This window comes from Chryseobacterium sp. JUb7 (assembly GCF_024806495.1).
Lineage (GTDB): Bacteria > Bacteroidota > Bacteroidia > Flavobacteriales > Weeksellaceae > Chryseobacterium.
On the sequence record NZ_JANUFF010000002.1, the window covers coordinates 246,262 to 271,407 of the forward strand.

At 32.2% G+C, this 25,146-nt stretch carries 23 protein-coding genes and 1 tRNA gene; 5 read left to right on the forward strand and 19 right to left on the reverse strand.

The window, feature by feature from the left end:
• Window positions 1-9: 9 nt before the first annotated feature.
• Window positions 10-1,437 (reverse strand): TonB-dependent receptor, encoded by a 1,428-nt coding sequence (locus M2373_RS04665; RefSeq protein ID WP_259108095.1) that lies wholly within the window; start codon window positions 1,435-1,437, stop codon window positions 10-12.
• Between the two features lie 54 nt (window positions 1,438-1,491).
• Between M2373_RS04665 and M2373_RS04670 the strand changes: the two genes are divergently transcribed.
• From M2373_RS04670 to M2373_RS04685, 4 genes are all read left to right on the forward strand, one after another.
• Window positions 1,492-2,259 carry an MBL fold metallo-hydrolase gene (locus M2373_RS04670; RefSeq protein WP_259108097.1) on the forward strand — a complete coding sequence of 256 codons (768 nt, stop codon included), beginning with the start codon at window positions 1,492-1,494 and terminating at the stop codon, window positions 2,257-2,259.
• 75 nt (window positions 2,260-2,334) lie between these two features.
• Window positions 2,335-2,414: transfer RNA gene (locus tag M2373_RS04675), tRNA-Leu, on the forward strand.
• A 234-nt stretch (window positions 2,415-2,648) separates the two neighbouring features.
• The gene (locus M2373_RS04680; RefSeq protein ID WP_259108099.1) at window positions 2,649-3,413 is read left to right on the forward strand and encodes an HNH endonuclease; all 765 of its coding nucleotides are present in this window, start codon (window positions 2,649-2,651) and stop codon (window positions 3,411-3,413) included.
• Between the two features lie 91 nt (window positions 3,414-3,504).
• A complete protein-coding gene (locus tag M2373_RS04685; protein ID WP_259108102.1) occupies window positions 3,505-4,344 on the forward strand; it encodes a GNAT family N-acetyltransferase in 840 nt (279 codons plus the stop codon).
• A 31-nt stretch (window positions 4,345-4,375) separates the two neighbouring features.
• Here the strand turns inward: M2373_RS04685 and M2373_RS04690 are convergent, their stop codons facing one another.
• Window positions 4,376-5,062, reverse strand: a complete 687-nt coding sequence (locus M2373_RS04690; protein ID WP_259108104.1) for a GNAT family N-acetyltransferase — start codon at window positions 5,060-5,062, stop codon at window positions 4,376-4,378.
• 120 nt (window positions 5,063-5,182) lie between these two features.
• Here M2373_RS04690 and traM point away from each other — a divergent pair, with 120 nt between their 5' ends.
• Complete coding sequence (traM, locus tag M2373_RS04695) at window positions 5,183-5,647, forward strand: conjugative transposon protein TraM (protein WP_259108106.1); 465 nt, start codon at window positions 5,183-5,185, stop codon at window positions 5,645-5,647.
• 193 nt (window positions 5,648-5,840) lie between these two features.
• On the opposite strand, the gene M2373_RS04700 is transcribed toward traM, so the two are convergent.
• The 17 genes from M2373_RS04700 to M2373_RS04780 all read right to left on the reverse strand — a co-directional run bounded on the left by M2373_RS04700 (window position 5,841) and on the right by M2373_RS04780 (window position 25,140).
• On the reverse strand, window positions 5,841-6,383 hold the full coding sequence (locus M2373_RS04700) for a GIY-YIG nuclease family protein (RefSeq protein ID WP_259108109.1): 543 nt from the start codon (window positions 6,381-6,383) through the stop codon (window positions 5,841-5,843).
• A 3-nt stretch (window positions 6,384-6,386) separates the two neighbouring features.
• Window positions 6,387-8,306 (reverse strand): type IV secretory system conjugative DNA transfer family protein, encoded by a 1,920-nt coding sequence (locus tag M2373_RS04705; RefSeq protein ID WP_259108111.1) that lies wholly within the window; start codon window positions 8,304-8,306, stop codon window positions 6,387-6,389.
• Window positions 8,306-9,094, reverse strand: coding sequence for a DUF5712 family protein (locus M2373_RS04710; protein WP_259108113.1), 789 nt, complete (start codon window positions 9,092-9,094; stop codon window positions 8,306-8,308). Before M2373_RS04710 ends, M2373_RS04705 begins: the two co-directional genes overlap by 1 nt.
• Complete coding sequence (locus M2373_RS04715; protein WP_259108116.1) at window positions 9,069-9,521, reverse strand: BfmA/BtgA family mobilization protein; 453 nt, start codon at window positions 9,519-9,521, stop codon at window positions 9,069-9,071. Before M2373_RS04715 ends, M2373_RS04710 begins: the two co-directional genes overlap by 26 nt.
• 164 nt (window positions 9,522-9,685) lie before the next feature.
• The gene (locus M2373_RS04720; RefSeq protein ID WP_259108119.1) at window positions 9,686-10,498 is read right to left on the reverse strand and encodes a toprim domain-containing protein; all 813 of its coding nucleotides are present in this window, start codon (window positions 10,496-10,498) and stop codon (window positions 9,686-9,688) included.
• 249 nt (window positions 10,499-10,747) lie between these two features.
• A complete protein-coding gene (locus M2373_RS04725) occupies window positions 10,748-11,986 on the reverse strand; it encodes a primase-helicase family protein (RefSeq protein WP_259108122.1) in 1,239 nt (412 codons plus the stop codon).
• Between the two features lie 271 nt (window positions 11,987-12,257).
• Complete coding sequence (locus tag M2373_RS04730; protein WP_209913758.1) at window positions 12,258-12,539, reverse strand: helix-turn-helix domain-containing protein; 282 nt, start codon at window positions 12,537-12,539, stop codon at window positions 12,258-12,260.
• Window positions 12,540-12,666: 127 nt separating this feature from the next.
• The gene (locus M2373_RS04735) at window positions 12,667-14,085 is read right to left on the reverse strand and encodes a hypothetical protein (RefSeq protein WP_259108126.1); all 1,419 of its coding nucleotides are present in this window, start codon (window positions 14,083-14,085) and stop codon (window positions 12,667-12,669) included.
• A complete protein-coding gene (locus M2373_RS04740) occupies window positions 14,076-15,296 on the reverse strand; it encodes a site-specific integrase (RefSeq protein ID WP_259108128.1) in 1,221 nt (406 codons plus the stop codon). Before M2373_RS04740 ends, M2373_RS04735 begins: the two co-directional genes overlap by 10 nt.
• A gap of 507 nt (window positions 15,297-15,803) precedes the next feature.
• Entirely contained in the window at window positions 15,804-16,226 is a 423-nt protein-coding gene (locus tag M2373_RS04745; protein WP_259108131.1) for a hypothetical protein, read from the reverse strand.
• A 109-nt stretch (window positions 16,227-16,335) separates the two neighbouring features.
• On the reverse strand, window positions 16,336-16,905 hold the full coding sequence (locus M2373_RS04750) for a hypothetical protein (RefSeq protein WP_259108134.1): 570 nt from the start codon (window positions 16,903-16,905) through the stop codon (window positions 16,336-16,338).
• A gap of 80 nt (window positions 16,906-16,985) precedes the next feature.
• Window positions 16,986-18,431 carry a TolC family protein gene (locus M2373_RS04755; protein WP_259108137.1) on the reverse strand — a complete coding sequence of 482 codons (1,446 nt, stop codon included), beginning with the start codon at window positions 18,429-18,431 and terminating at the stop codon, window positions 16,986-16,988.
• On the reverse strand, window positions 18,412-21,534 hold the full coding sequence (locus M2373_RS04760) for an efflux RND transporter permease subunit (protein WP_259108139.1): 3,123 nt from the start codon (window positions 21,532-21,534) through the stop codon (window positions 18,412-18,414). Before M2373_RS04760 ends, M2373_RS04755 begins: the two co-directional genes overlap by 20 nt.
• Before the next feature lie 28 nt (window positions 21,535-21,562).
• Complete coding sequence (locus M2373_RS04765; protein WP_259108142.1) at window positions 21,563-22,651, reverse strand: efflux RND transporter periplasmic adaptor subunit; 1,089 nt, start codon at window positions 22,649-22,651, stop codon at window positions 21,563-21,565.
• A 58-nt stretch (window positions 22,652-22,709) separates the two neighbouring features.
• A complete protein-coding gene (locus M2373_RS04770) occupies window positions 22,710-23,105 on the reverse strand; it encodes a hypothetical protein (protein ID WP_259108144.1) in 396 nt (131 codons plus the stop codon).
• A gap of 283 nt (window positions 23,106-23,388) precedes the next feature.
• Window positions 23,389-24,678 (reverse strand): deoxyribodipyrimidine photo-lyase, encoded by a 1,290-nt coding sequence (locus M2373_RS04775; protein ID WP_259108146.1) that lies wholly within the window; start codon window positions 24,676-24,678, stop codon window positions 23,389-23,391.
• Window positions 24,679-25,140, reverse strand: coding sequence for an SRPBCC family protein (locus M2373_RS04780; RefSeq protein WP_259108149.1), 462 nt, complete (start codon window positions 25,138-25,140; stop codon window positions 24,679-24,681).
• Window positions 25,141-25,146 lie beyond the last annotated feature (6 nt).

Sequence of the window (25,146 nt, forward strand, 5' to 3'; positions counted from 1 at the left end):
ATTTTTGTTTTAAGAGAATTGTTTAAAAGAAAGTTCTTCTTTATAGCCGAACATTCCGCGCTCTTTTATCATTTCTGCAACACCTTCCGGAACCTGAGATTCCCAGCCTTTAAGGTTACAGGCAATTTTTCTTAATATTTCTCGTGAATAAATCTCCAGAAACTCCGGATTATAGTTTTTAATATCTACAATACGGTTATTCAGTTTAAAGTATTTGTATAATTCCTTTAGATTTTCTTCAACCTTTAGATTTTCAGAATCCAGCAGCTCATGAGTCTCAGGATCTTTATAAGGATATAGATACACTCTCATTCCGTTTCTGAAAAACTTACCGAAGGCTTCCAAAATACCTCCTGAAAGATTCTTATAATATTTCTCTTCGAATACCATCAATAGGTTATTAACTCCCATTGCCACTCCAATATTTCCACCCGTATAGGATGCAAAATAATCAATGAGTCGGTAATATTCTGAGAAGTTTGAAATAATAACGGTATATCCCAGTTTTCCGAGGACATCTACTCTATCCAGGAAATCTCTTTCATCGATATCTCCATCAGCCCTAAGGTTTGAAATGGTAATTTCAATTAAAATTTCAGTTTCTTCATGAGTACAGATGGCGTCTTTTAAAAACATATCAATACCATTTTGAAGCATATCGATATTCACCTTCGTTACCGGTCTGAAACTTCCTCTTACTGCGAAAATATTTTTCTTGTAAAGACTGTCTGCCGGAAGCATGTTACTCCCCTCAGAGTTGAAAATAACAGCATCGGTCATACCGTTTTTCACCAATTGTAAAGACATCAGTCTGTTATCTACATAAGCAAAAGCCGGTCCGCTGAAGTCGATCATATCAATCTCAAGATTGTCTGTTGCGACATCATCATACAGAGATTCGATCAGTCTTCTTGGGTTATCGTAGTAGGTAAAAGCTCCGAAAATAAGATTCACCCCCAGATTCCCCAAAGTTTCCTGCTGCAGAGTCGCATCATTTTCTTTGAATTTTACGTGGATTACAATTTCGTTATAATCTTCATTTTCTTTTACCTGAAAACGGATTCCTACCCAGCCGTGACCTTTCACTGTTTTGTCGAAATTAATGGTCGTCACTGTATTCGCGTAGGAAAAAAACTTTCTGTTGGGGTTGTTTTCTCTGGAAATTCTTTCTTCAATCAAAGCAACTTCATAACGAAGCATTTTGCGAAGTCTGTTTTGGGTAACATACCTGTTTTTTACCTCTTTTCCGTAGATCGCATCACTAAAATCTTTGTCGTAAGCCGACATCGCCTTAGCAATTGTACCCGAAGCGCCCCCTGCTCTAAAAAAGTGTCGAACAGTCTCCTGCCCTGCTCCAATTTCTGCGAAAGTACCATAAATAGTAGGATCTAGATTAATTGTTAATGCTTTTTGTTTAGGAGTTAGTTTCTGATACATTAGGACATTAAATTTTTCGTAAATTTACCAAAATTAAACCAACCTCAAAAGAAAATGAAGTTGAAATTTTTAGGAACGGGAACTTCTCAGGGTGTACCCGTTATTGGCTGCACTTGCGAAGTGTGTACTTCAGAAAATCCAAAAGACAGTCGATTCCGATCTTCTGTGATGGTAACGACGGATGAAAACAAGAAAATATTGATCGATTGTGGTCCGGATTTCAGGCAGCAAATGCTTCTAAACCACGAAACTCACGTTGACATCACCCTCCTTACCCATGAACATAATGATCATGTTATAGGGCTTGACGACATGCGTCCGCTTATTTTTAAAAGTGGAAAAAATATTCCTCTTTATTGCTATCAAAGAGTCGGAAATGAAGTGAAAAACCGTTTTCCCTATGCTTTTTCAGATGTAAAATATCCAGGAGCTCCGGCTTTTGATTTGCACGAAATAGAAAATAAACCTTTCACTGTCTTAGATACTGAAATCACCCCGATCGAGGTGATTCATTTTAAAATTTCTGTTTTTGGATATAAATTTAGAAACTTGGCCTATATTACTGATGCCGGCTTTATTTCTGATACAGAAAAAGAAAAATTAAAGAATCTCGATGTTCTAATTTTAAACTGCATCCGAAAATTTGATCCTCATCCGGCCCATTTTATTCTTCCTGACGTTATCAAATTGTTTGAAGAGCTAAAACCTAAAAAATTATTTTTAACACACATCAGTCATCATTTAGGTTTGCATGACATTGAAGATAAACAACTTCCGCCCGGAATCCACCTTGCCTACGATGGTTTGGAGATATTTTTTTAAAAAAATTATTTAAAAAGCTTTTGGAATATTAAGAAAAGTTCATATATTTGCACACCAATTTGAAACAAACATCAAGCCCAGGTGGCGGAATTGGTAGACGCGCTGGTCTCAAACACCAGTTCTTAGGAGTACCGGTTCGATCCCGGTCCTGGGTACAAAAAACCTCTGAAATCATTTGATTTTCAGAGGTTTTTGATTTTTAGGGGATCAAAAAGGGGATTGTTTTTTAACTACTGTTAATAATATCGCTAACTAATTTACTTCCCTAGAATTATTATTAGTTCTTTTTAATATTACACTAAGCAAAGCACTTCTCTTTATTTTGTATTTTAGCTTAATTGATCTCAATTGAAAAATTAACCCAATAAAAGCCCAAACTACAACTATATATGAAGATATGCATTTGGTGTAGCCGAAACGATAATAATACAAACTTTAATACTATAGCACATACTTTCCCACAATCATTAGGCGGAAAAAACATTTGTTTAAATGTTTGTGATGATTGTAACTTTGCATTCGGAAAAAAGCAAAGCTTTCAACCCTCAGTAGATTTAGCAATTAAGGAGATATTCAACTTATCAAGGTTTCTAATCTCGGATAAAAAAAATATTCGTTCTTACAAAAGATTTAGTTCAGAATATTTTAAGGTTAATCTTGAACAACGTAAGATTGGAATTAAAATGAAATATAAATTTCAAAGCAAATTCCAAGAAAACTTTGCAAGAAGTTTCAAACGTGGCATATACAAAATATTTTTAGAAGAACGAGAACGAATATGTGGGGATTCTCATTCCGAAGAATTTAACTTCATCAGAGAGTTTTCTCGATATAATTTGAACGATATCTCTTTATATTATTTGAAGCCTTTACAACCTATACTATTTATCGACCAGGAACATCTTGATAACCCTCAACTCCATTTCATGCAACCACATATAGAATTACATGAAAAATATAGATTATATGAGTTTTATTATGGAGGATATACATATCTGCTTCACACAAATGTATTCATGCAGGATTTCCATATCAACAATTACAATAATGAAATTGTATCAAATAATAAAAATAGCATGAATTTATCTTCGTTAATTAAGATTAACAAGATGGAGGATTTAGATTTTAGATATAATCTTTTTAATGAAAGATGATAAATGTAGTTAGTAATTTTTTCATTTTCCTTAGCTTAATAATATTTTCTATCAACAGAAATATTGTATTTTTGAAATAAACACATTATAAATGAACTATATAGCAAATGACAACCCATCCTTTTTCAGGGATTTCGTTAATCAAAATTTTGCAGATAAGTCTCTTTATCAATACACTTACTTACAGAATCAATTAGAATCTGTTTTAAATGGGTACGAACAAATTTATTCAGACTCTTTAGTCAATGTAGATAACAATGATCCTTCAAAATGGATCATTATAGTGAATACAGATCGCTTAGTTTCAATCTATGGTAGCAACTGGGATTCAAACCAAATAAATGAGATTTTAGTAGCATTTGATTTTAAGACAGAGAATCACTCTTTTATTTCCGGAACTTCAAAATTAATTCTTGAAATCCTTGATAAAGCAAAAATAAAAGATTATCAAGTAGGAAAAAAAAGAAGCTTCTATAAAAGCTCTTCAGTAAAAGAATTTGACTATTCAACCTACAATATTCAAAGACCTAGCTTTGAAAGGGTTTCTGAATTGGCCAAAATGCTTCAAATGTATTATCATGAAGAATATAAGGGCAACAATGACAAGACAATTCAAGATATGTATATGCGAATTAATGACTTAATTTTATCAGATGAAATTTTCACTATTAACGACATAACAGATAATAGTATCATTTCCTTTTGTTCTATAAAAGGTTCAAGTCCAGGAATATTATTTACTAATAAATCATATCGTAACAAAGGGTATGGACAAATACTTTTAAGTTACTGTTCTAATCTATTATTAAATCAGGAAAAAACTATATACCTAATGACAGATGCCGACCTAATAGAATCAAATGTTCTTTGTCAAAAAATCGGATTTGAAAAATTTTACGATTATATTAGTATTGATACCGCTCAATATTAACGGAATTGTTTAAAAATTTATATTCTAATTTTTAACTCACCTTTTTTATAGGACTCTCCAACGTTAGTCTTATACTTCCTCTTATCATTTTATCATCATTAAATAATATACAATCAAAACCAAATGATTCATAAAACGGAATTAGCCATTCAAAGCTATCTGAATCAACATTTGAAAGATCTCCTGTTATACATTTAACATTCTTTCTTCTTGCTTCTGCAATAACAAAATTCATTAAAGCTCTACCATAGCCCCTATTTTCTGAATCATTTTTGGTTACAAAGTCAGCAATCTTAATCTCACTGCCATAATCCTTAAAACGCATTACAGAATCCCAAAACTTATCATCTCCATTTTCACCTGATAAGTAAATATTATCAAAAATATTTATCTGAGAATAAGTTATTAAAACTATTTCACCATATTTAGTTAAAGAAGCTTCAGTTTTTGAATTATTATTTTTTTCAATAATGTACTTCAATCGTTCAAGCCTTTTAGACAGCTGTTTATTTCTTTCTATCAAGATCTCATTCTCTTTATACAATTCCGTTCTCTTATTCTGGGAAATTTCCAAAAATTTTCGTTCATCCTCAAATTCATTCTTGAGAATTATACGAGCTATCCACTTTATTAATAAGCCCATGGTTGCAATGATTATTCGTAAAAATGTAAAAGGAAGCATCAATATAATCCTAAGTCCTTTAGTAATGTTTTTCATATTTTCCATTTTGAAATAAATATAATAAGAATTTTTCATTCTGATTTTTTAGACATATTTTATTATAAATGGTATTGATTTTTGAAAACAAAAAATTTACATTCACAAAAAATTATTAGTATGAAAAAAACAATTTTAACAATCTGTTTAATGGCTGGAAGCTTAAGTTTTGCAATTTCCCCAGTTAAAACAATCCCCACACATTTTTTAATTTCAAAAGTTGAAACTCTAGAAAAGCAAGTTAAAGCTAGATTAATTACCTCAGGGCAAGTGCAAAATGGAGGAACATTAACCTTTATTCTACTTGAACCTCTTATAATTTCAGGAATGGAAATCAAAAAAGATCAAATAATTTCCGGGATTGTTAATGAAAAAGACGGACGTCTCTTTGTTGAGATTAATACCATTAAGGTTAATGAAAAAATCCACCCTGTAAAAATGAAGATATACTCAGAAAATGGAATTGAAGGATTAGGAATTATTGGAAAGAAAAGAACTTCTAAAAAAGCAATTGAAATTCCAAATGGATTATATGTGAGGGTTATGGCTCAAGAAACAAATTTTGAACAAAGAAGCGACGAATGACAATCGTTTTGAAAAAACGAGCAGTCTGAGGAAGTGACGACTGAGAAAATTGTTTCTTTGAGAAATTGTAATTATATTTACAAAAGGAACAGGATAAATATAATCTGAACAGCTTCGGCAGGATTATAAGTCTGAACAGTTCCTTTATTTGTTAAAAACCTCTATTATACTTTATAATAGAGGTTTTTTTCATTTAAACATCAATTCTAAAATCTTCAATATGTTTATTATAAAAGTCAATGATTAAGCTACTAATAATTTTATATCCAGGAATGCTAGATGAAAATGAAATTCTCTTTAATAAATTATTAGCTTCATTCGAAATTTTTGCATTAGTTGTTTTCGAATAATCTAAAGAGTCTTGTGATAGTAGTATATTTTGAATTTCTAAAGAGAATTTTTCATATTTTTTCAATCTCATTCTCGTTTCAAATTCATCATAAGAATACCAATCTATATTAATGTCAAATGAAAACTCATTATTCGAATTAAAAGAGATGTTATATTTAGGATTTAATTTATTTATCAAAAATCTTTCTTTTATCTTCATATCTTCAGAGGATAAGCATTCATGATAAAGTATATTTGAAATTTCATTAAGACAACTCTCATCTAATCCTGTACTAACAAGCTTAAAATGGTTATCCTCAATCCTTCCTATTAAATTAGTGGTTAAGCCGATATAAAGAGGCTGGTTCTCTTTATTTAAAAACATATATATATAAAATCCTTTCATTTTTTAACTCTTTAAATTATTCCACAACCTTGTTAGTTCATCATCAATATTGCCATTTGAATTATCCGAAGCCTCTGGATGAGAATTGTCTGAATTTTGAGTTTCTTCAACATTCTGATCTTTTTCAATTTTCTCGATCTTTTTAGGTATACTATCAATTGCTTCTGTAGAATGGCTCTTTATACCATTAAAAATATCAGAAATATCAGCTTTAACAGCCTTATAAAAATTTGTGATATCAGTTCTACTATGCTGTGGAAGATTATTAATAGTTTTTTCTTTCTGCCCTGGATTAACTGTTTTAAATTTTTCGTAGAAAAAAGGTTTGGCACTATCTGATATCTTCCCAATAAAAACTCCCACTGGTAAATTCATAAACTCTGAATTTCTAAAGATTTCTCTTTCTTGTACAGCATAAGTTTTACCATAATTTTTAATTAAAATATTCTTTGTGCTACGAGATGTATTTTTACTCTCAAAATATTTATCTTCTTTTCCAAATTGCTTACTTAATATATCCGCAGTATGAGAACTAGCAACTCTACCATAAAAATGATTAAGGCAACTTGCAAATAATACTTCAGCTTTCTCTTTTCCGTAGTTATCATTAAGTTGTGAAAGATCTTGACAAAATAATACTGTTGAAATTTTATTACTTCTTCCTGTATTCGGAACAACCTCAATATTTGGAATAAAAACAGTTGGAGACTCATCCAATAATATAAAAGAACTTTGTCTCTCAGGTGTATTCATTTGCTTGGATGCTACAGTAATAACCAAAGAACATAAAGGAGATAAAGCACCGGCAATGGTTGGGTTACTACCCACTGTTAGGACTATTGGATTATTGGGATCATTAACATCTAAACTAAATTCATCCGCTCCAAAAATGTACATAAATTCAGGTGTATTTATTTGTGATATTGCCCCCTGAAGACTTCCAACTACTCCTGCAATTTGTTCTCCTGCTCCACTCTCTAAAGCTGTAGCCAATGAAATTATCATATCTCTTGTTTCATCATGCTTCGATAATAATTCAATTAATTTCTTATGGTCTGAAGTGATTAAACTAAAGATGTGAGGTAAATCGCAAAAATGAGGATGATTTTGTTTCATATACCAAATACAGGCTGTTAACAGATCAGTCGCTGATCTACTCCAAAAATCTTCCCTTTTGATACTTTCTTTCATTAAGTTTTTTATGATAGCAGTTGCATACTCCCGGGCATAAGCTACATGTGGCATATATTTAGGGTGTAACGGATTTACTCTATGAGTTCTTTCGGCATTGTTAAGATTCAAAACAAAATGCTTTACTGGCTTATTTCTATAGAATGTTTCTACTTCATCAGATAATGCAGGAAATTTAAAATCATAAACAATACCTGTAAAATCAAGTTTAGAAAATTCACGGATTAATGGAACTGCAATACTTTCAGATTTTCCCGATCCTGCTCCACCAATCACTAAAATTCCCCTATAAGGATTAGGAATTGTAAGTTTTCCATCATTCATTAATTCTAAATCAACTGTTATACTATTTTCTTCAATTGTAGATTTCTTTGTAATAACGCTATTTGAAAAATTAAATAATGAAAATTTAGTAAATAAAGGACGGAAAGGATAAAAAATAAAATCCGTGTACTTTTTATAAACAGGTACTAAAGATGGAAAAATCAGTTTAAGAAAAAATAACTCAATCCAATAAATCAATAGTTCCATTACTATGCAAAAAGCCAAATTCCATAATTTTAATAAATTAATATTATTAGGGCTTAATACTATACTTTTTACAATTTTAAATCCATAAATCCAACCACCAAAATTAATTTCATAGAGGATTTTCACGCCATAAAACACTGACAAAACGATAATCATGAGTATAAACAAGATCATCATACTTTTAATAAAACCATTTTCCATTATCTTTTTATTTTTTGAGTGATTATAACAATCTTTTGATTGATTTCTCTAGGTTTGTTTTGCTTTTTTGTATCTTCATTATACTTTATTTCTGCTGCTTTTTGAAAAGCCTTTTGTTTAGATTCAAAAGAGCCATTCTTTAAAGCATTTTTATACTCAAAACTATCTTCAAATTTTCTTTGGTATTGAAACCTTTTATCAAATGAAACTTCACATTTATTCATAAATTCTTTTCTGTTAAATCCACCCTTGACTTTCCCATTTTGAGTATTCTTGTGATTAGTTTGTGGACTAATTTTTATTTTATTATCAATAGTCTTTCTACTAATAATGATATGAGCATGCAAGTCTTCGTTACTCTCGCCACCTCTTTCTCTGTGTATTTTACCATAGAACATGATATCCTCGTTATTTAAATTTTTATTGAAGTTTTCTGCGTAAGACTGCATTACTTCTTGCCGAACAAAGCTTTTTAAATTTTCAATTCTTTCATTTTCGTTATCACCCAGGTTTTTAATCTCATCAGGACTTGGAGAAACAACAACACTAAAGAACTTTGAATCATCTTTGCAAAGCTTTGCTTTGTTCTGATCTATATTAATTTGTACTTCATCGGGAGGCACATTATCGCTTGTCAAAGAAAAAAAATGATTGATAGGCTGATTATCAAAGATCATTTTATAGTCTTCATGTTGTAAGTAATTTACAAGTGCTCCGCAACTTCCTGTGTTAGCATAAGTACTATTACCACCACCGAGAATTTTAATGTGCATTTGGAATTTTTTCATTTACAAAATTCTCAATAAACTCATATCTGCTTTTAAACAATTCTGCAACTTTCGGAATGTTGGATTTCTCGGAATCTTTAATACATAAGATGTATAAAATAATTTTTAAATTAATTTGTTCTTGTTCATTTTCACCCTTTATTGTTTGAAATAATTCTTCAATTCTTTTCAAAAATGGAAGTAAAATTTTTGTTTCCTGGGCTTTCCCAAATGCAAATAAATCTTCAACCCTTTTTAATATTTTTGTGACCTCTGAATGAGGATTTTCATTTATCATAGGATCTATTCCATAACGGCGAAAATAATTTAGAGATAGGCGTATATATTCTTTTTTTGTAATCCCAATTTTTTGACAAAACCTTTCCAAATCTTTACTATCTGCGTGAGAAATTGCAAGTGTGCTATTTTGTGATTTTTTTGATTCCATATAGTGTGTATTATATTATTTACATTTGACAATCAACACATTATAAAAAATACATATTCATAATATGTTAAAAAAAGTGACGAATAAATTGTAAAAAATTGATTATCAATTTTTTAACCCCGTAGGGCAAGACTGAACAGGGCATAAAGCCCAGTTCCGTCTTGCTATTTAACCACCCTAATAATTTGCGGTTTTTCATGAGTTATATACTCATTTAAATCCTTATAGTTTTGATAAATATGAGAGTAATCCAATGCCTCTGGAAAGGAAGTAATAAACTCATTTTTACACTTAATTCCAGCCCTGTCATTATCAAGAAATAAAGAGATCTTATTATAGTTTTTTAAAGTTTCTATTGCTTTATTAATTAATGAAACTGAATTCAAAACAAGTATATCAACATCCAAAAGGTCTTGTTTTTCTATATAAGAAAGCGCATCAATGAACCCCTCAAAAACACAGACATTTTGACATCCATTTTTAATTAGTGAAATATCTTTTTTCAATATCGAACCTTTGAAAAAAGAGTTTCGAAACTCCCATCCTCCTGAGTCATTTTTAAAACCAATGGCATACAATTTTTTACCGTTCATTATAAATTTGACTTCATGCAGATACCTATATATTTTACTTGATAGTCCTCTCTCTTTTAAATATTTCTTAAGATTCCAGTTTTGAAGTTCTGAGACTTCATTTATTTTATATGCTGGCTCAAGAATATCGGTTTGCTGATGAAAAGAAAAAAAATTTCGTTCACCTGCCCATGATAGCACTTCTTTCACAGAGCAATTAAGATATCTCCTTACAAAATCAATGTTATTACCTCCTATTCCATCGGAAAACAGGAACCATTGATTTTTATTAGTATCTATCTTAAAGGAAGCTTGAGTTTCGTCTCCAAAAGGATTTAAAAACCATAATTCTTTTTGGCTTTGTTTGGTGGGATGATATCCCAAGGAAGAAAGAATCTCTTCCAATTTTATTGAGTTAAATTGCTTGCAATTCATAATATTAAAAGCTGGGTTAAATTTTTGTATTTTTTTGATGAACTGATGAAAAACAACTGTAAAAAATTAAAATACAACACTTTACGCTCTCATCAAATTCTCATCAACTCATCAAATTTTAATAGATTATCTCATCATTTCTTCATCAAAAAATCAGGTTTAAAGATTTGATGAGAAGTTTGATGAACAGTAACTTATTGATTTTCTTTTCACTATCAATTAATTCATCAACTCATCAAATTTTTCGGAAATAAATTTTTTGTTTATTGTAAAATACCTACCAATACGGTTTTGCTGATAAAAGCTCCCTCCATGATCGAGATCATATTTAATATAGGCTAAAGAGTTTTTCTGAGGCTCTAGGTTCCAGGATTCTTTAAGTAATTTTCTAACGTCATTTATTACCCAATAAGAATTTTTAAACATCTTATTCAACATATTTATAACATCCGCAGGAATAACGTTAACTTCCAAATCTTCTACAGTTTCAAAAAGTTCATGAAAAAGTTCAATCACTTTGGATTCCAACTTATTATTACTTCTCCAGACAAGTTTCTGCAGGGCTTTTGTTCTTATTTCTTCCTTAGAAAACCACATTCTAGTTTTCTTTTCAGAATGGAACTTCCTTTCAAATAGAAATCTTAGAAAATAAGGTATTTCTTTAATAAGGCTATCAAGAAACTCCGTATTTTCAGATTTAATTGGGCTAATTTTTATAATCCAGAACCTTATCTCATTTTCATCAATTTGTATAAAAGAATCCTCGTTATTCGAACAGAGTACGAACTTTGCAAAAAAATCGACTTCTTCACGGTCTTTTCCTTTAGCTTCTATTTTATCTTTATTCGTTGTTGAAAGGTATTTTAGGCGTTCAGTAATCTCTTTTTTATCAAAGAAAACTTCATCTATTGCTACAAGTAACATCGCCGCCCAATCAGCATTAAATGGACTTGCAAAAGAGTCTCCTTTAATATAAGTCATATTCAATCCAAAGATTGCTTTTAGCCATTTTATAAATGTCGATTTTCCCGTAGATCGCTCCTTACTTACCAGACAAAGAATTGGTAATATTTGTGTAGGACTTTCAAGAAGAATTTTAAGATAATCAAAACCCAATTCAATCTGTTCTGCGAAAATATGTTTCATAAACTCTATTGAAAAGGGAGTTAATCGCTTTAACAATTCAACATCGGTTTCACCCTCAAAAATTTTCACCGGCATTTCATTATATATATTGTAAAATCCTGCAATTATTTTTTGATAACTCAAATGGCTTGGAACACAGCAAAAGCCATCATATTTGGGAACTTTTGCTATATAACTTTTGCCATGATCATTTATAATTGCCTCTCTGGTCCATTTAACCAAAATCGATATAGTATCCCCTGATATAAGAGGTTTTTCAACTGTTTTGTGATATACGGTTCCTATTCTGAGGTAAGGAATTTTTTCATTCATCTTTATAACATTTTAAAATTCTCCTTATCAATAGATTGACTTGAATAATCCTCCTTTGAAACTTCTCCTTTAGCAATTCAATAATATTCTTTCTGTAATACTTTTCTATAAAATTATCCTCTATAAGAATATTACATGCTATTCTTCGATTGTGATGTTTTGGGAGGTTTTTATCTTTTACTAAATCTTCTAAATACTGTTTTCTCTTAAAATTATCAGGCAACGAATCTAATTCTGTAATCAACTGATGTAAATCTTTCATTGCCCTGAATTATTGTTTTCTATTATTTCGACCATATTCTAAAAGCTCTTTTTTAGAATAATAGAACCTCCCACTAAAATTATAATGAGGAAGATTTTTGTTTTTTCTCCAATCTATAATTGTAGGAATTGAGACATGCAAGAATTTCGAAGCTGCTGTTTGAGAAATAAGATCTTCAGGTTGATCTTCTGCTGTCTTTTCAGGAATTATAAAGTTGCTTGCTTTAGAAAGAATAATTTCTACTGCCTTTTCTAAATCTCCTTTTGAATGTGAATAAAGTAATGTTGACATTTTAATTTACTTTTATTGGTTTTTCTAAAGCCAAAGTTCATCATCAAAAGACTGCAAAATAAAAGTCCCATAATTTTGGGACTCTATTTTATACTCAATGTATTTATTTATAAGGGGTTTTAGAATTTTATAAAAATTCTATTGGGACTGTTGAATTTAGTATCCTTATCTTTTCTTTTGTTAATTTAAAGTTTCTTAAATGTGCCTTGTCTATACTAGAGTTTTCAATATGGTCAACCTGATCAGATATGATAAGAAGTAAAGTCTTCAGTTCTTTAATTTTATAGTTGAAAATTTTTCCTTTAAAATAATCAAAAAAGCCCATAAAATGTTTTATATCCTCAATATCCATTTTCTGTATTTTGGGTAATTCAATAGCACTTTCATTTTTTATAAAATAAACTAGTTCTGAAAATACTTTTTTAAATTCCGGTTGCTTTACACCAGAGAATGTTAAATCAATAAATTTATCGAATAATTTTATGACTTCTTTTGTATCTATTATTATTTCCAAATTAGATTTCAGACTTAGATTTCCCAAACTGTTTTCTATTATCTTTATACGAGATTCCGTAGATTCAGTTTTAAATTTTGATGGAAAAGCTTCATTTACAAGCCAAGAATTTTCAATGTTAATTTCTAGGTCAAAATCCTGTAAAAAGTCAATATTAGGTAACTGAAAATCATTCGATATCCTATAGAATGTAATATAATACTCTGCTTCTTTTTGGGGAAAATTAAATCTTTTCAAATATTCTTCTATTACTTCATTTTCATCATATAAATCCAAACCTCTCTTTCTGAATTCAAAGAAATTGAAATATTTTAAATAGTTATGTTTTGTTCTATGAGAAATTTCATCAAGTATATTATTAAATTTATTTTTTAAAATTTCAAATTTGTCATCAAAAACTGTTTCAAACTCTTGCTCTTCAAAAATCCTCTTGATCTCACTTTTTAATTCATCTAAATTCTTAAATAAAAAAGGAAAAATTAAAAGTAATTCTGTATCATTAAAACTTTGAAAGTCTCCCAATAAATTTAATTTTCCATAATAATTAGAACTTTGATATCTCTGAAGTATCAGATTTATTATTCTTAATATTTCTATACTTAGAAATAAATAGATATAACTAATTACATCATTTATATTCTTTATTTCATATTCAAAATTAACTTTGATTGGAAAAGAATAATCTGTAAATGAAATTGGATAATAATATTCACCTTTCTCCAATTTATACTTCGTAAAAACGCCTGAGGCATCCTTATCATAGACTTTGGCTTCATATATGAATAAAAGTCCAAAAACAGATTGTAAATGTTGTAAATTAGAATTTAAAAAGTGACTGTTATTATGGATAAATTTTTCTCTCTCTCGGTATAAGAAAAAAAACTGTGAGGATAAATCTAAATAAGAAATTTCCTCATACTTTTCAAGCATATTTAAAACACCAGCATTCTCATAGAAATATTCATTTAAAATGACTTGAGCCACTTCAGAATTATATAAATATCTCGTAAAATTCAACTTGTTTATTTCCATGCTTTATCCATTTGATCATCAGTAAACGCTTCAGTAACTTTCATATATTTATCCAAAACAGCATCTTTCTTAATATTTGCAATCTTCTTAATTGCTTTTGGCTCCATACCTAATAGAAGAGAGTTGGTTATAAAGGTCTTTCTGGCTGTATGGCTACTGATAAGCTCAAACTTGGGGACTGTTTTGGAAACTTTTTTAGAACCTACAAACCAATTTATAGTTGTCATTGTATCAATCTCTGCCTTTTCACAACATTCCTTTATATAATCGTTAAATTTCTGTTGGGAAATTGAAGGTAATGGCTCATAGATTGTACCCTTATATTTATCAAGAATCGCTTTAGCGTACTTATTTATCTTTATAGCATGATTTTGTGTTTTCGTCTTCTGTATAGATAGTACAATATGATCCTCCGATATATTGGCTAGATGGAGCTTTGCTAAATCAGAAAACCTTAAGCCTGTAAAGCAACCCATACAATAGAAATCACGAACATGGCTTAGTCTATCATTATCGAAATCGTGATTATTTAACTTTAAGAGCTCATCAAATGTTAGGTATATAATATCAATATCATGCTCCGTAGCCTTAAAATCCTCAAAGTCTCTTTTATTATGATATCCTTTCTTAATACTGAATCGGAGCATTGTTTTCAATACAGCAATGATCTTAGCGAAATAATTATTTTTTATTTCTCTTTCAATAAAACAATACCTGGATAATTCTTCAAAAAAACGATCGTTTATTGATTCAAATTCAACTTTGTAATTAGTATCATTTTCAAATTCTTTTAAAAAATTTTTGACAGTAGTCTGTGCTTTCGTTGTATTATAAGCTTTGGATAATTTACCTATCTCAATAAATTCATCAAAACAAGTAAAAAAATCAAAACTAGAAACTACTATGTCTTTGGAATCAAACTTTTCAATAAAAGTCTCTTTATTAAATGGAATTTTATTGGCTCTAAAAAAAAGAAAAACATCATTAATTCTATTCTCAAGAGATTGTAATGTTTCATTAATTTCTAAATGATTATTGTATTTTTCTTTTTTAGAGTTTGGTGAAACTCTAAATCCATTCCAGTATCTAAGCTCACAACTTTCACCAGTATTGCGTTTAATAATTGTCTTCTCATGTTTTATTAAAACACGAATAGGCATTAAGCTATCTTGAGTTACTTTATCCTTTCTTAATTCGAAATAGTACTTCATTTTAAATTTAAAATAGATGAAACAAAATAAAGGGGGAATAAAAAGGGGATCATTTTAAAAATTAAAATCAAAAAAACTGACTAAACTTTAAATAATCAAATTTTATCTAACTCAAATATAACAATATACAAACAATTAAAGCTAATTAAAATTCACTAAAAAAATATAGTAGTTCGGTCCTGGGTACAAAAAACCTCTGAAATCTTTTGATTTTCAGAGGTTTTTGATTTTATATCATTTTTATAAATATTCTATTTTTAAATTCACATTTTTTTAAAGATGTAATATATCTGGTAAACAGAATGTTATACCAGTAATAAAAGTTTTTTGAGCTTACTTCAAATGAGAAACAGCTTATCTAAAACAAAACTGTCAGCGTAAAATTCTTTTAAAATCCTTTATAACGAGCACCGTTGGATCGAAATAAATAAAAACCTACCTTAAATATTTCACATAAAAAAATCTCCGAAAATTAAATTCCGGAGATTCATATTAAATCGTATTCTCTTACCTTCTTGGCGCCATGGAACTTGCTCTGTTGGCAATTTCGGGTAAGCCGGGCTGGCGTACAAAAATTTTGCCTTTCCCTTCCATGATATTGATTTCAATCTCAGATTCTTTATCTCCGTAAGTATCGCTCACTTTATCATAAGAGTTTATTTTAAAGATTAAGTTTGAATTTGAAGGATTTCTGTAGTTACATTTTACAACTTTTGAAATTTTATAGGTAGTCAGTAACTCATCTTTATCCTTCCTCATTTCTTTCACTTCAATAAACCCATCAACAATATTATATTTGAGCGGAAGCCCTTTCCCTCCACTGAATGCATAATATGTTCCACTCGTAACGCATGGTATTTCCTGTCCAAAAACAAAAGAGCCAAGCGTCAGAAAAACAAAACATAAAACTGCCGAAAATTTCTGCAACATAAAAATTAACTTTTAAATGTAAATAATCCTCGAAATTAGTAAAAGTCGGTAATAATCGCGGTACATTAAATAATAAAGTTTTCTAAAAATAATGCTGAGCAGAAAACTATTACCTGGTTAATTCTATATTATATTTTCTAAAAAAATCAAGAATAGTCTTGTAAGGCGCTATTAGCTTTAATTCGCTTTCGCTTAAATGACTGATATTTTGACTGTAATTGTAACTGAAAAACTGATTACCATATTTAATCAAACTGACATACGTGGGGCAATGCAGACATAATCCACAGTTTTGAAGGATTCCTTTTGTTTTAAAATGTACCAATAAGGTTTTCAATTGAGTTTCATCAATAGAAAGTTCCTTTTGTGAACTCAGATTCCCATTGATAAGTTCAGTATAAAACCATTGATTATCCGTCTTATAAATCCTCCTAAGCGTCTTATCCTTTTCCCCAGATACAGCATGATAAAAAATAAAATCAAACTCGTTATTATCGTTATGATAAGCTGCCAATTGTTTTTTATACAAGTCTTCCGCATCATTATTATCGATTTCAAAAACTATATTTTCAGAAACAATCATCAATTCACATTTTTGTTCATCCTTTTTCTGGCAAAAAGAATTCATAAAGGTGAAGCAAATAATTAATACTATTATTTTAGAAAGGATTTTTTTCATGGCAGTTTTCTTAAAGTAAAGATAATTGATAAAAATTTCAAAACAAAAATCCCGAATCAAAAATGACCCGGGACTGATTATCAATTTAATTTTCCTCCTAATGCTTTAAACAGTAAAACATTGTTCCGGGTATTCTGATGTTTAAACTGCAGTAAATCCAACTCTGCCTGCAGCTTGCTTTTCTGAGAATTAATTAATTCAAAATAATTCGCATAGCCCGTTACATACAGATCATTGGAAACCTCAACACCTCGATCAAGAAAACCGACTTCTTCTGCTTTTAATTTTAAAACCTTTTCATAAATTTTGGTCTGCTTCAAAATAGACTGAAGCTCATTAAAAGCCGTTGTCACACTTTTCTGATAATTTAGAAAAGCAATTTCCTGTTCTTTATTGGCCACATTAAACTCATATTTTAATTGTCCTTTATTAAAAACAGGAACCATCAAACCTCCTAAAAGTTGTCCTGCAAGAGAAGCTGGATTGAAAAAAGTACCTGTTGAAAAAGCATTCAAACCAAAACTAGCCCCCAGATCAATTTTAGGATAAAATGCGGCCTTTGCAGCTTTTGCATCCGCCTGAGAAGACTCGAGTACGTAATAATTAGCTGCTACATCCGGTCTGGAATGAATAACTGCTTCTACATTAATATTTTTATTTAAAATTTCCATATTGGTAGGCATCAAAACAGTTCCGCGACTGATTTCTCCGCCATAGCTTCCGGTTAAGGTGGTCATTGCCTGCTCCACTGTGACAATTTCAACTTTAATATGTTCAATTTCTGCGAGCCAGTTATTATTCTGTGCCTTAAACTGCTGTACGGCCAATTCTGTAGCTTTTCCGACTTCCCGCTGAGCCAGAACAATTTCAAAGGCTCTCTGCTGAAGGTTATAATTTTTCTGGTAAATCGCCAATCGGTTATCAAGAGCCACCAACTGGTAATATAAATTTGCAATATCGGTGAACAGTTCTACCTGTAATAACCTCAGTCCTTCTGTGGAAGCCAGATACTTCTTTTGAGCAGCCAGTTTTTTATTCTTCAGCTTTCCCCATGTATCAATTTCCCAACTGCTTCTTGCTCCCAACCAGTAATTAGGTGTAAAATCACGGTTTATTTTCTGATCTTCCGTAATATTGGGAGACAGATTGGTGTCATAATTTCCAACACCTTCCATGGTATATTTTCCGTACCGGTCACCTGAAGCATTCGCTCCAATTTCCAGAGAAGGCAGCAGGTCCATTTTTGAGCGCTGAAGAAAACTGTTCGCAATCTCCACCCGCTGCTGAGCAATCTGAAAATCAGGATTGGCCTGTACCACTTTATCAAAAAGTTCCAGTAAATGCTGATCTGTAAAATATGCTTTTAAATTGATCTGCTGAAATTGAGTAGAATTTTGTTCTGTTTTTATAATTTCATCGGGTAATTCCTTCGCTTTTTTAAGCTCACTGACTTTTGGAGTTGCACATGAAGCCAAACTGAAAACAGCAATTCCGTACAATATATTTCTATGATTTAATCTCTTCATTTTTCTTCTTATTTTCAAGTTTTGCAAAAAATATGTACAGCCCCGGAATAATTACTAATCCGAAAACGGTCCCGATCAACATTCCTCCCGCTGCTGCAGTACCGATGGAGCGGTTTCCTATCGCTCCTGCCCCGGAAGCAATACACAACGGAATCAACCCCGCTACAAAGGCAAAGGAAGTCATCAGAATCGGACGAAGACGCTGTTTCGCCCCTTCAATAGCTGCCGGAACAATATCATAACCCTCTTTATGCCTTGCTACAGCAAATTCTACAATCAAAATAGCATTTTTAGCCAAAAGACCGATCAACATCACCAAGGCTACCTGTGCATAAATATTATTATCAAGACCCGCCAGTACCAACGCGATATAAGATCCGAAAATCCCTGTCGGCAGACTTAATAAAACCGGCATTGGCAGAAGGAAACTTTCATATTGAGCCGCTAATAAGAGGTAGACGAAAAGCAGGCAGATCATAAAAATATAAACCGTCTGATTTCCCGATAAGATTTCCTCTCTGGTCATTCCCGACCATTCGATATCGAACCCTTTGGGAAGTGTTTCTTTGGCCACTCTTTCAACAGCAGCGATAGCATCTCCCGAACTGTATCCATGAGCAGCTTCACCGTTAATCATAGCTGACATATACATATTATACCGGGTCAGAACTTCAGGACCGTATACTTTTTCAATGGTGATAAATGTTGAAAAAGGAACCATTTCACCTTTGTCATTTTTTAGATACAAATTCAGAATACTTTCGGGACGGTCTCTATGCTCAGGACTTGCCTGAACCATCACTTTGTACATCTGACTGAAACGGATAAAGTTGGTGGCATAATAAGACCCCAGCATTGTTTGTAACGTCGACATAGCATTATCCACAGAAATTCCCTTCTTGGCAGCCATATCATAATCAATATTGATCATATATTGCGGGAAGGTAGCATCAAAACTGGTAAAACTGTTTTGTAATTCAGGAGCCGAATTGAGCTTTTTAACAAACTCCTTTGTTATTTTATCTGTATTTTCAACTGTTCCACCGGTTCTGTCGAGTAAACGCAATTCAAAGCCACTCGTATTTCCAAATCCGGGAACAGTAGGTGGTGCAAAAATTTCTATCTGGGCATCGGAGATTCCTTTTGTTTTTTCTGAAAGCTCTGCGATTAAGTCATTCACTGATATATTCCGTTCTTTCCAGTCTTTAAGGTTGATCATTGCCATACCATATGATGAACCCGCTATTTCTGTCACGATACTGTATCCTGCAAGAGTTGTTACATTTTCAACCCCTTTAATCTTTTTAGCAATTACCGTAACCTCATCCAGCACCTTTTCGGTTCGTTCAACAGTTGCGCCTTGTGGAGTGGTAACGCTTACATAAACCATTCCCTGGTCTTCCATTGGGATAAATCCGGTCGGTAAAAATTTACTGGTTACAAAAGTCAGTCCGATAAAAAGAAACAGCAGTCCGAACGTAACCGTTGTTCTTGTTGCAAACTTTGAAAGAATTTCAGTGTATTTATTCGTAAGTCCGTCAAAACCTTCATTAAATTTTTGGAAGAGTTTATCGACAAACGTTTTCTTTTTATCGTGATTGTGAGGTTTTAAAATAATGGCACATAAAGCCGGAGTCAACGTCAGAGCATTGACTCCCGAAATAACAATACTTATCGCCAGCGTTAATGAAAACTGCCTATAAAATACCCCTACAGGTCCTTCTAAAAAAGCTACCGGAATAAATACTGCAGACATCACAATTGTAATTGCAATAACGGCACCTGCTATTTCTTTCATAGCACTGATTGTAGCTTCTAAAGGCTGTAAACCCTCTTCCATTTTTACGTGAACAGCTTCGACAACGACAATGGCATTATCCACGACGATACCAATGGCGAGAACCAATGCGAATAACGTCAGCAAATTCACGGAGAAATCAAGCATATTCATAAATGCAAATGTTCCGACCAGCGCTACAGGAACTGCTAAAACAGGAATTAATGTTGAACGCCAGTCCTGAAGGAAAATAAATACAACAATTCCCACCAAAATAAAAGCTTCAATAAGGGTCATTAAAACCGCACCGATAGAAGCATCCAAAAATCTTGACACGTCATATGCCATATTAAACTCCATACCGGGAGGAAAAGAGGAGCCTTTCAGCTCTTCCATTTTGGCTTTTACATTTTCGATAACTTCAGATGCATTGGAACCCGGTCTCTGCTTCATCATAATAGATGCGGAAGGTCTTCCGTTGGTTTTGGAAACCATTCCGTAGTTCATAGCTCCAAATTCTACTTTAGCAATATCTTTAAGCTTTAAAATTGTCCCGTTTTCATCAGATCGGATAGGAACTTCTTCATATTGCTTAGGCTCAAAAAATTTCCCTTTATATTTTACAACATATTGAAGCTGGCTCGATGTTTTCCCTGAGGTCTCCCCTACTTTTCCGGGAGCAGCGGAAATATTCTGCTTTTGCAAAGAACTCACCACTTCATCCGCAGAAATATTATAGGATGCCATTTTCTGAGGATCAAGCCAAACTCTCATGGAATATTCTTTTTGCCCCATGATTTCAGCACGTCCCACCCCATCGATACGCTTCAACTCCTGAAGAACGTTAATATCCGTAAAGTTATAAATGAACTGCTCATCCTGACTTTCGTCGGTACTGGTGATGTTCAGATACATCAGCATACTGTTCACTTCCTTTTCTGTGGTAACTCCGGCGCGGATCACCTCTTCAGGAAGTTCGTCAAGAATGGTGGTCACTCTGTTCTGAACATTCACAGCCGCCACATCCGGATCGGTACCGACTTCAAAAAACACCTGAATCAAAGTCAGACCATCATTGGAAGTCACTGTTGACATGTATGTCATTCCGGGAACTCCGTTAATTGCGCGTTCTAAAGGCAGCGCCACTGCATTGGCCGAAACCTCAGCATTAGCTCCCGTATATTTTGCTGTCACCGTTACAGAAGGTGGCACAATATCGGGAAATTGGGTAATGGGCATTTTCAACAATGCCATAATTCCCAGTAAAACAAATAATATGGAAATAACCAGCGAAAGAACCTTTCGCCTTATAAACATTTCTACCATCGCTAATTGATTTAAAATTTATGAAAGATTAAAGCTTCTTTTTAATATTAATCCTGTCACCGTCTTTTACAGACTGTGTTCCTTCATAAATGATTAAATCACCATTTTTCAATCCGCCTTCCACGAGATAGGAATCTCTTAAAGTCGTACCTATTTTGATGTTGGTCATCTTCACTTTATTCTGGTCATCAACAGCAAAAACATAGGTCTTATCCTGAATAGAAAAAGTAGATTTCTGAGGAATAATAACTGATTTAGGCTGATATTCTGAAATAACAAGCTTTCCGGAAGTTCCATGTTTTATTAAATGCTCCGGATTCGGGAAAACCACCTTATACTGGATAGATCCTGTGGCACGGTCTATTTCTCCTTCAGCAGTTTTCAGGGTTCCGTTGTATTGATAATTTACACCATTGGGCAGTGTCAATTCAATTTTCTGATGCTTTCCGAGTCGGTCATTTGCCAGCAATTCAAAATACATATTTTCGGGAATAGAAAAATAGGCATAGACTTCGTTCAGTTGTGATAGTGTGGTCAAAAGAGAGCCGTTTTCAACCAGACTCCCGTCTTTATAAGGAATTGTATCGATTACGCCATCAAAAGGGGCTACAAGATTCGTAAAACTGATCTTCTGTAAGACTGTTTTTTTCTCAGCATCAGCATATGAACGCTTTGCACGGGCAGAAGAAAGCCTAGCTTTCACCATTTCCAATTCGTTACTGGCTACAAATTTTTTGGCATAGAGACTTTCAATCTGTTTTAATTCAACTTCAGCAATACGAACATCTGCATCTGCCTGTTTTAAGGCGGCATTAGCTTTTAATAATTCCATTTGAAGTTCAGAATCGCTGATCTTAAATAAAGGTTGTCCTTTTTTCACAAACTGACCTTCATTGACATACATTTTCTGGATAATACCTCCGATTCTGGCACGGATTTCAACATTCTTTTTGGCCTGAATATCCGTTACAAACTGATTGGTAACCAGCGTATCTTTTTCTTTGATTTTCAGAACGGGAACGTCGGTTATTTTTTGATCTTTTATTTTCTCGGCTTTACTGCATGACACAGCGAATAATATTGCCAGACAGCAAATTATTACGTTTTTAAAATACATGTAATATTTTTTTAGTTATAAAAATTTCGTTAAAGTAAACTGGATTTAAATAACTTAGCTAAAAGAGCTGGAGAAGATGGAGAAATGCTTTTACCCCACAAACCACGAATTCCGAAATTACAGAAAGACCTCTTTTCGGAACATCATGAATAGCGGACAGGGCCTCAATGGTTGCCTGACCGTCTTCTTTTCGAATTGAATATTTAAGGATTTTTGAAGCAGCAGGCAGTGCATGAGTATTCATATCTGCCTCCTCATATACATCCAACACCGTAATATTGGTTGGAGGAGGTACACAAGGAATTTTATTTAATGATTTTTCTGCCCAATTCGAATTGAAAAGGGTAAAAACCAACATAAAATAAAAAAAGATAAACGACCTAAGACTTGCCATGCTCAATGTGAACATTTTGTTTTTGAATAAAAACGGTAAATATTCCGCAAAAATAGGCATTTTTTGAGGAGTAGCCGGGCTTTAAAATGTTAAAAAAACTTAATTTTAAAAGTGATACGTTAAAAATAAAAGATTAATACCCGTTATGCATTTTAATTTGTTTTCGTTACTTCGAGTAGATTTTTGAAAAAAATCGTATCGAGAAGTTTGTAATTTTGAAGGTGAATCTTTTCTCGATACATTTTTTCTCCACTTTGTTACAAAAAAACACCCGAACTGACGAATCTAATACCAAAATTTTGCAAAATGCACAACGGGTAGATTAATATATTTTTATCTTAAATTAATTTTCCTTCACTGCTTTACCGTATACTTCAAGAGCCCTCTGTCTCCCCAAAGTATGTTCTACAATAGGCTCTCTATCGATTTCTTTTTCAGAAAGCCAGGTTTTAATATATTTTAAATCTTTATCAAACTTTTTAGTCTGCTCAGAAGGATTAAAAACTCTGAAATAAGGCGCTGCATCGCAACCACAACCTGCTGCCCACTGCCAATTTCCGTTGTTGGATGACAGCTCATAATCCAATAGTTTTTCTGCAAAATAAGCCTCTCCCCATCGCCAGTCGATTAAAAGATGTTTTGTAAGAAAGCTTGCCACAACCATACGCACTCTGTTATGCATAAATCCGGTTTCGTTAAGCTGGCGCATTCCCGCATCTACAATCGGATAGCCAGTTTTTCCTTCACACCAGAGCTTAAACTCTTTTTCATCGTTCCTCCATTTGATATTTTCATATTTCTCTTTAAAACTGTGATGGACAACCTTCGGAAAATTATATAAAATCTGCATAAAAAATTCTCTCCAGATCAGCTCTTTCAGCCAGGTCTGATTATGCTCCGATGCAAATTCTACACACTTTCGAATTGAAATAGTCCCAAACCGCAGCGCAATACCCAGATGAGTTGTATGATCCAAAGCAGGAAAATCTCTGTATTGATCGTAAGTATCAATAATTTTCTTCTGTAAAACCGGCAGTCTGAATTCTAAGTCTGTTTTTATAAAACCAATATCTTCCAGCTTGGGAAAATGAGATCTATAAGAAAGAAACTGGGTGAAATCTGTTCTAACACCTTTTACCTCTTCCTTTTTAAAAATTTCGAGCCATTTTTTTGAGTAGGGAGTAAATACAGTGTAAGGTGTTCCGTCATTTTTCACCACTTCATTCTTTTCAAAAACGACCTGATCTTTATAATCTTTAAAATCAACATTATTTTTCTGAAGAAATTTTTCAACTTCCCCGTCTCGTTTTATCGCTTGAGGTTCGTAATCTCTGTTACAGAATACGGTTTCAATATCATATTTTTCAGTTAATTCTTTAAAAATATCCAAGGGTTTACCATGATGGATGGTAAGGGCGCTTCCATGTGATTTCAGTTCATTATGAATATGCTGTAAAGCCTGATGAATATAATCTACTCTTCTATCGTATTTATTTTCAAGTTTATTTAATATATCTGTATCAAAAATAAAAACAGGCAAAACTTTTTTGTTTGACTTCAAGGCATGATATAATCCGGTATTATCATTCAATCTTAAATCTCTGCGAAACCAGAAAACATTTACTTTCTCCATTTAATTATTATTAAAATATTTTTCTAAAACCTGATAACGATAGTTGAAAATATCTTCAAGTTTCTTTTTTACAATAATTCCGTGAGCAATTTCTCCTAAAAATCCAAACGGTAATTCGTAATCTACAGTATCTTTCATTAAGACGCCATTTTCGTTTTCAATAAATTCATGGAAATGATGCCATAATTTGTAGGGACCTTTCTTTTGAAAATCAGTAAAGCTCTTTTGAAAATCTACGTGGATAATTTCCGTCTGCCATTTCATTTTAATTCCAAATAAAGGGGATACAAAATAGTCAATGATCATTCCTTCATAGATCTCATCATTTTCAAATGTTGTAAGAACCACAAATTTCATGTCTTTCGGAGTAATTTCCGAGAGATTATTTGCAGAAGAAAAGAACTTCCACGCGGTTTTAATATCACAGTTTAGTTGCTGTTCACGATAAAATTGGTGCTTCATTTTTTT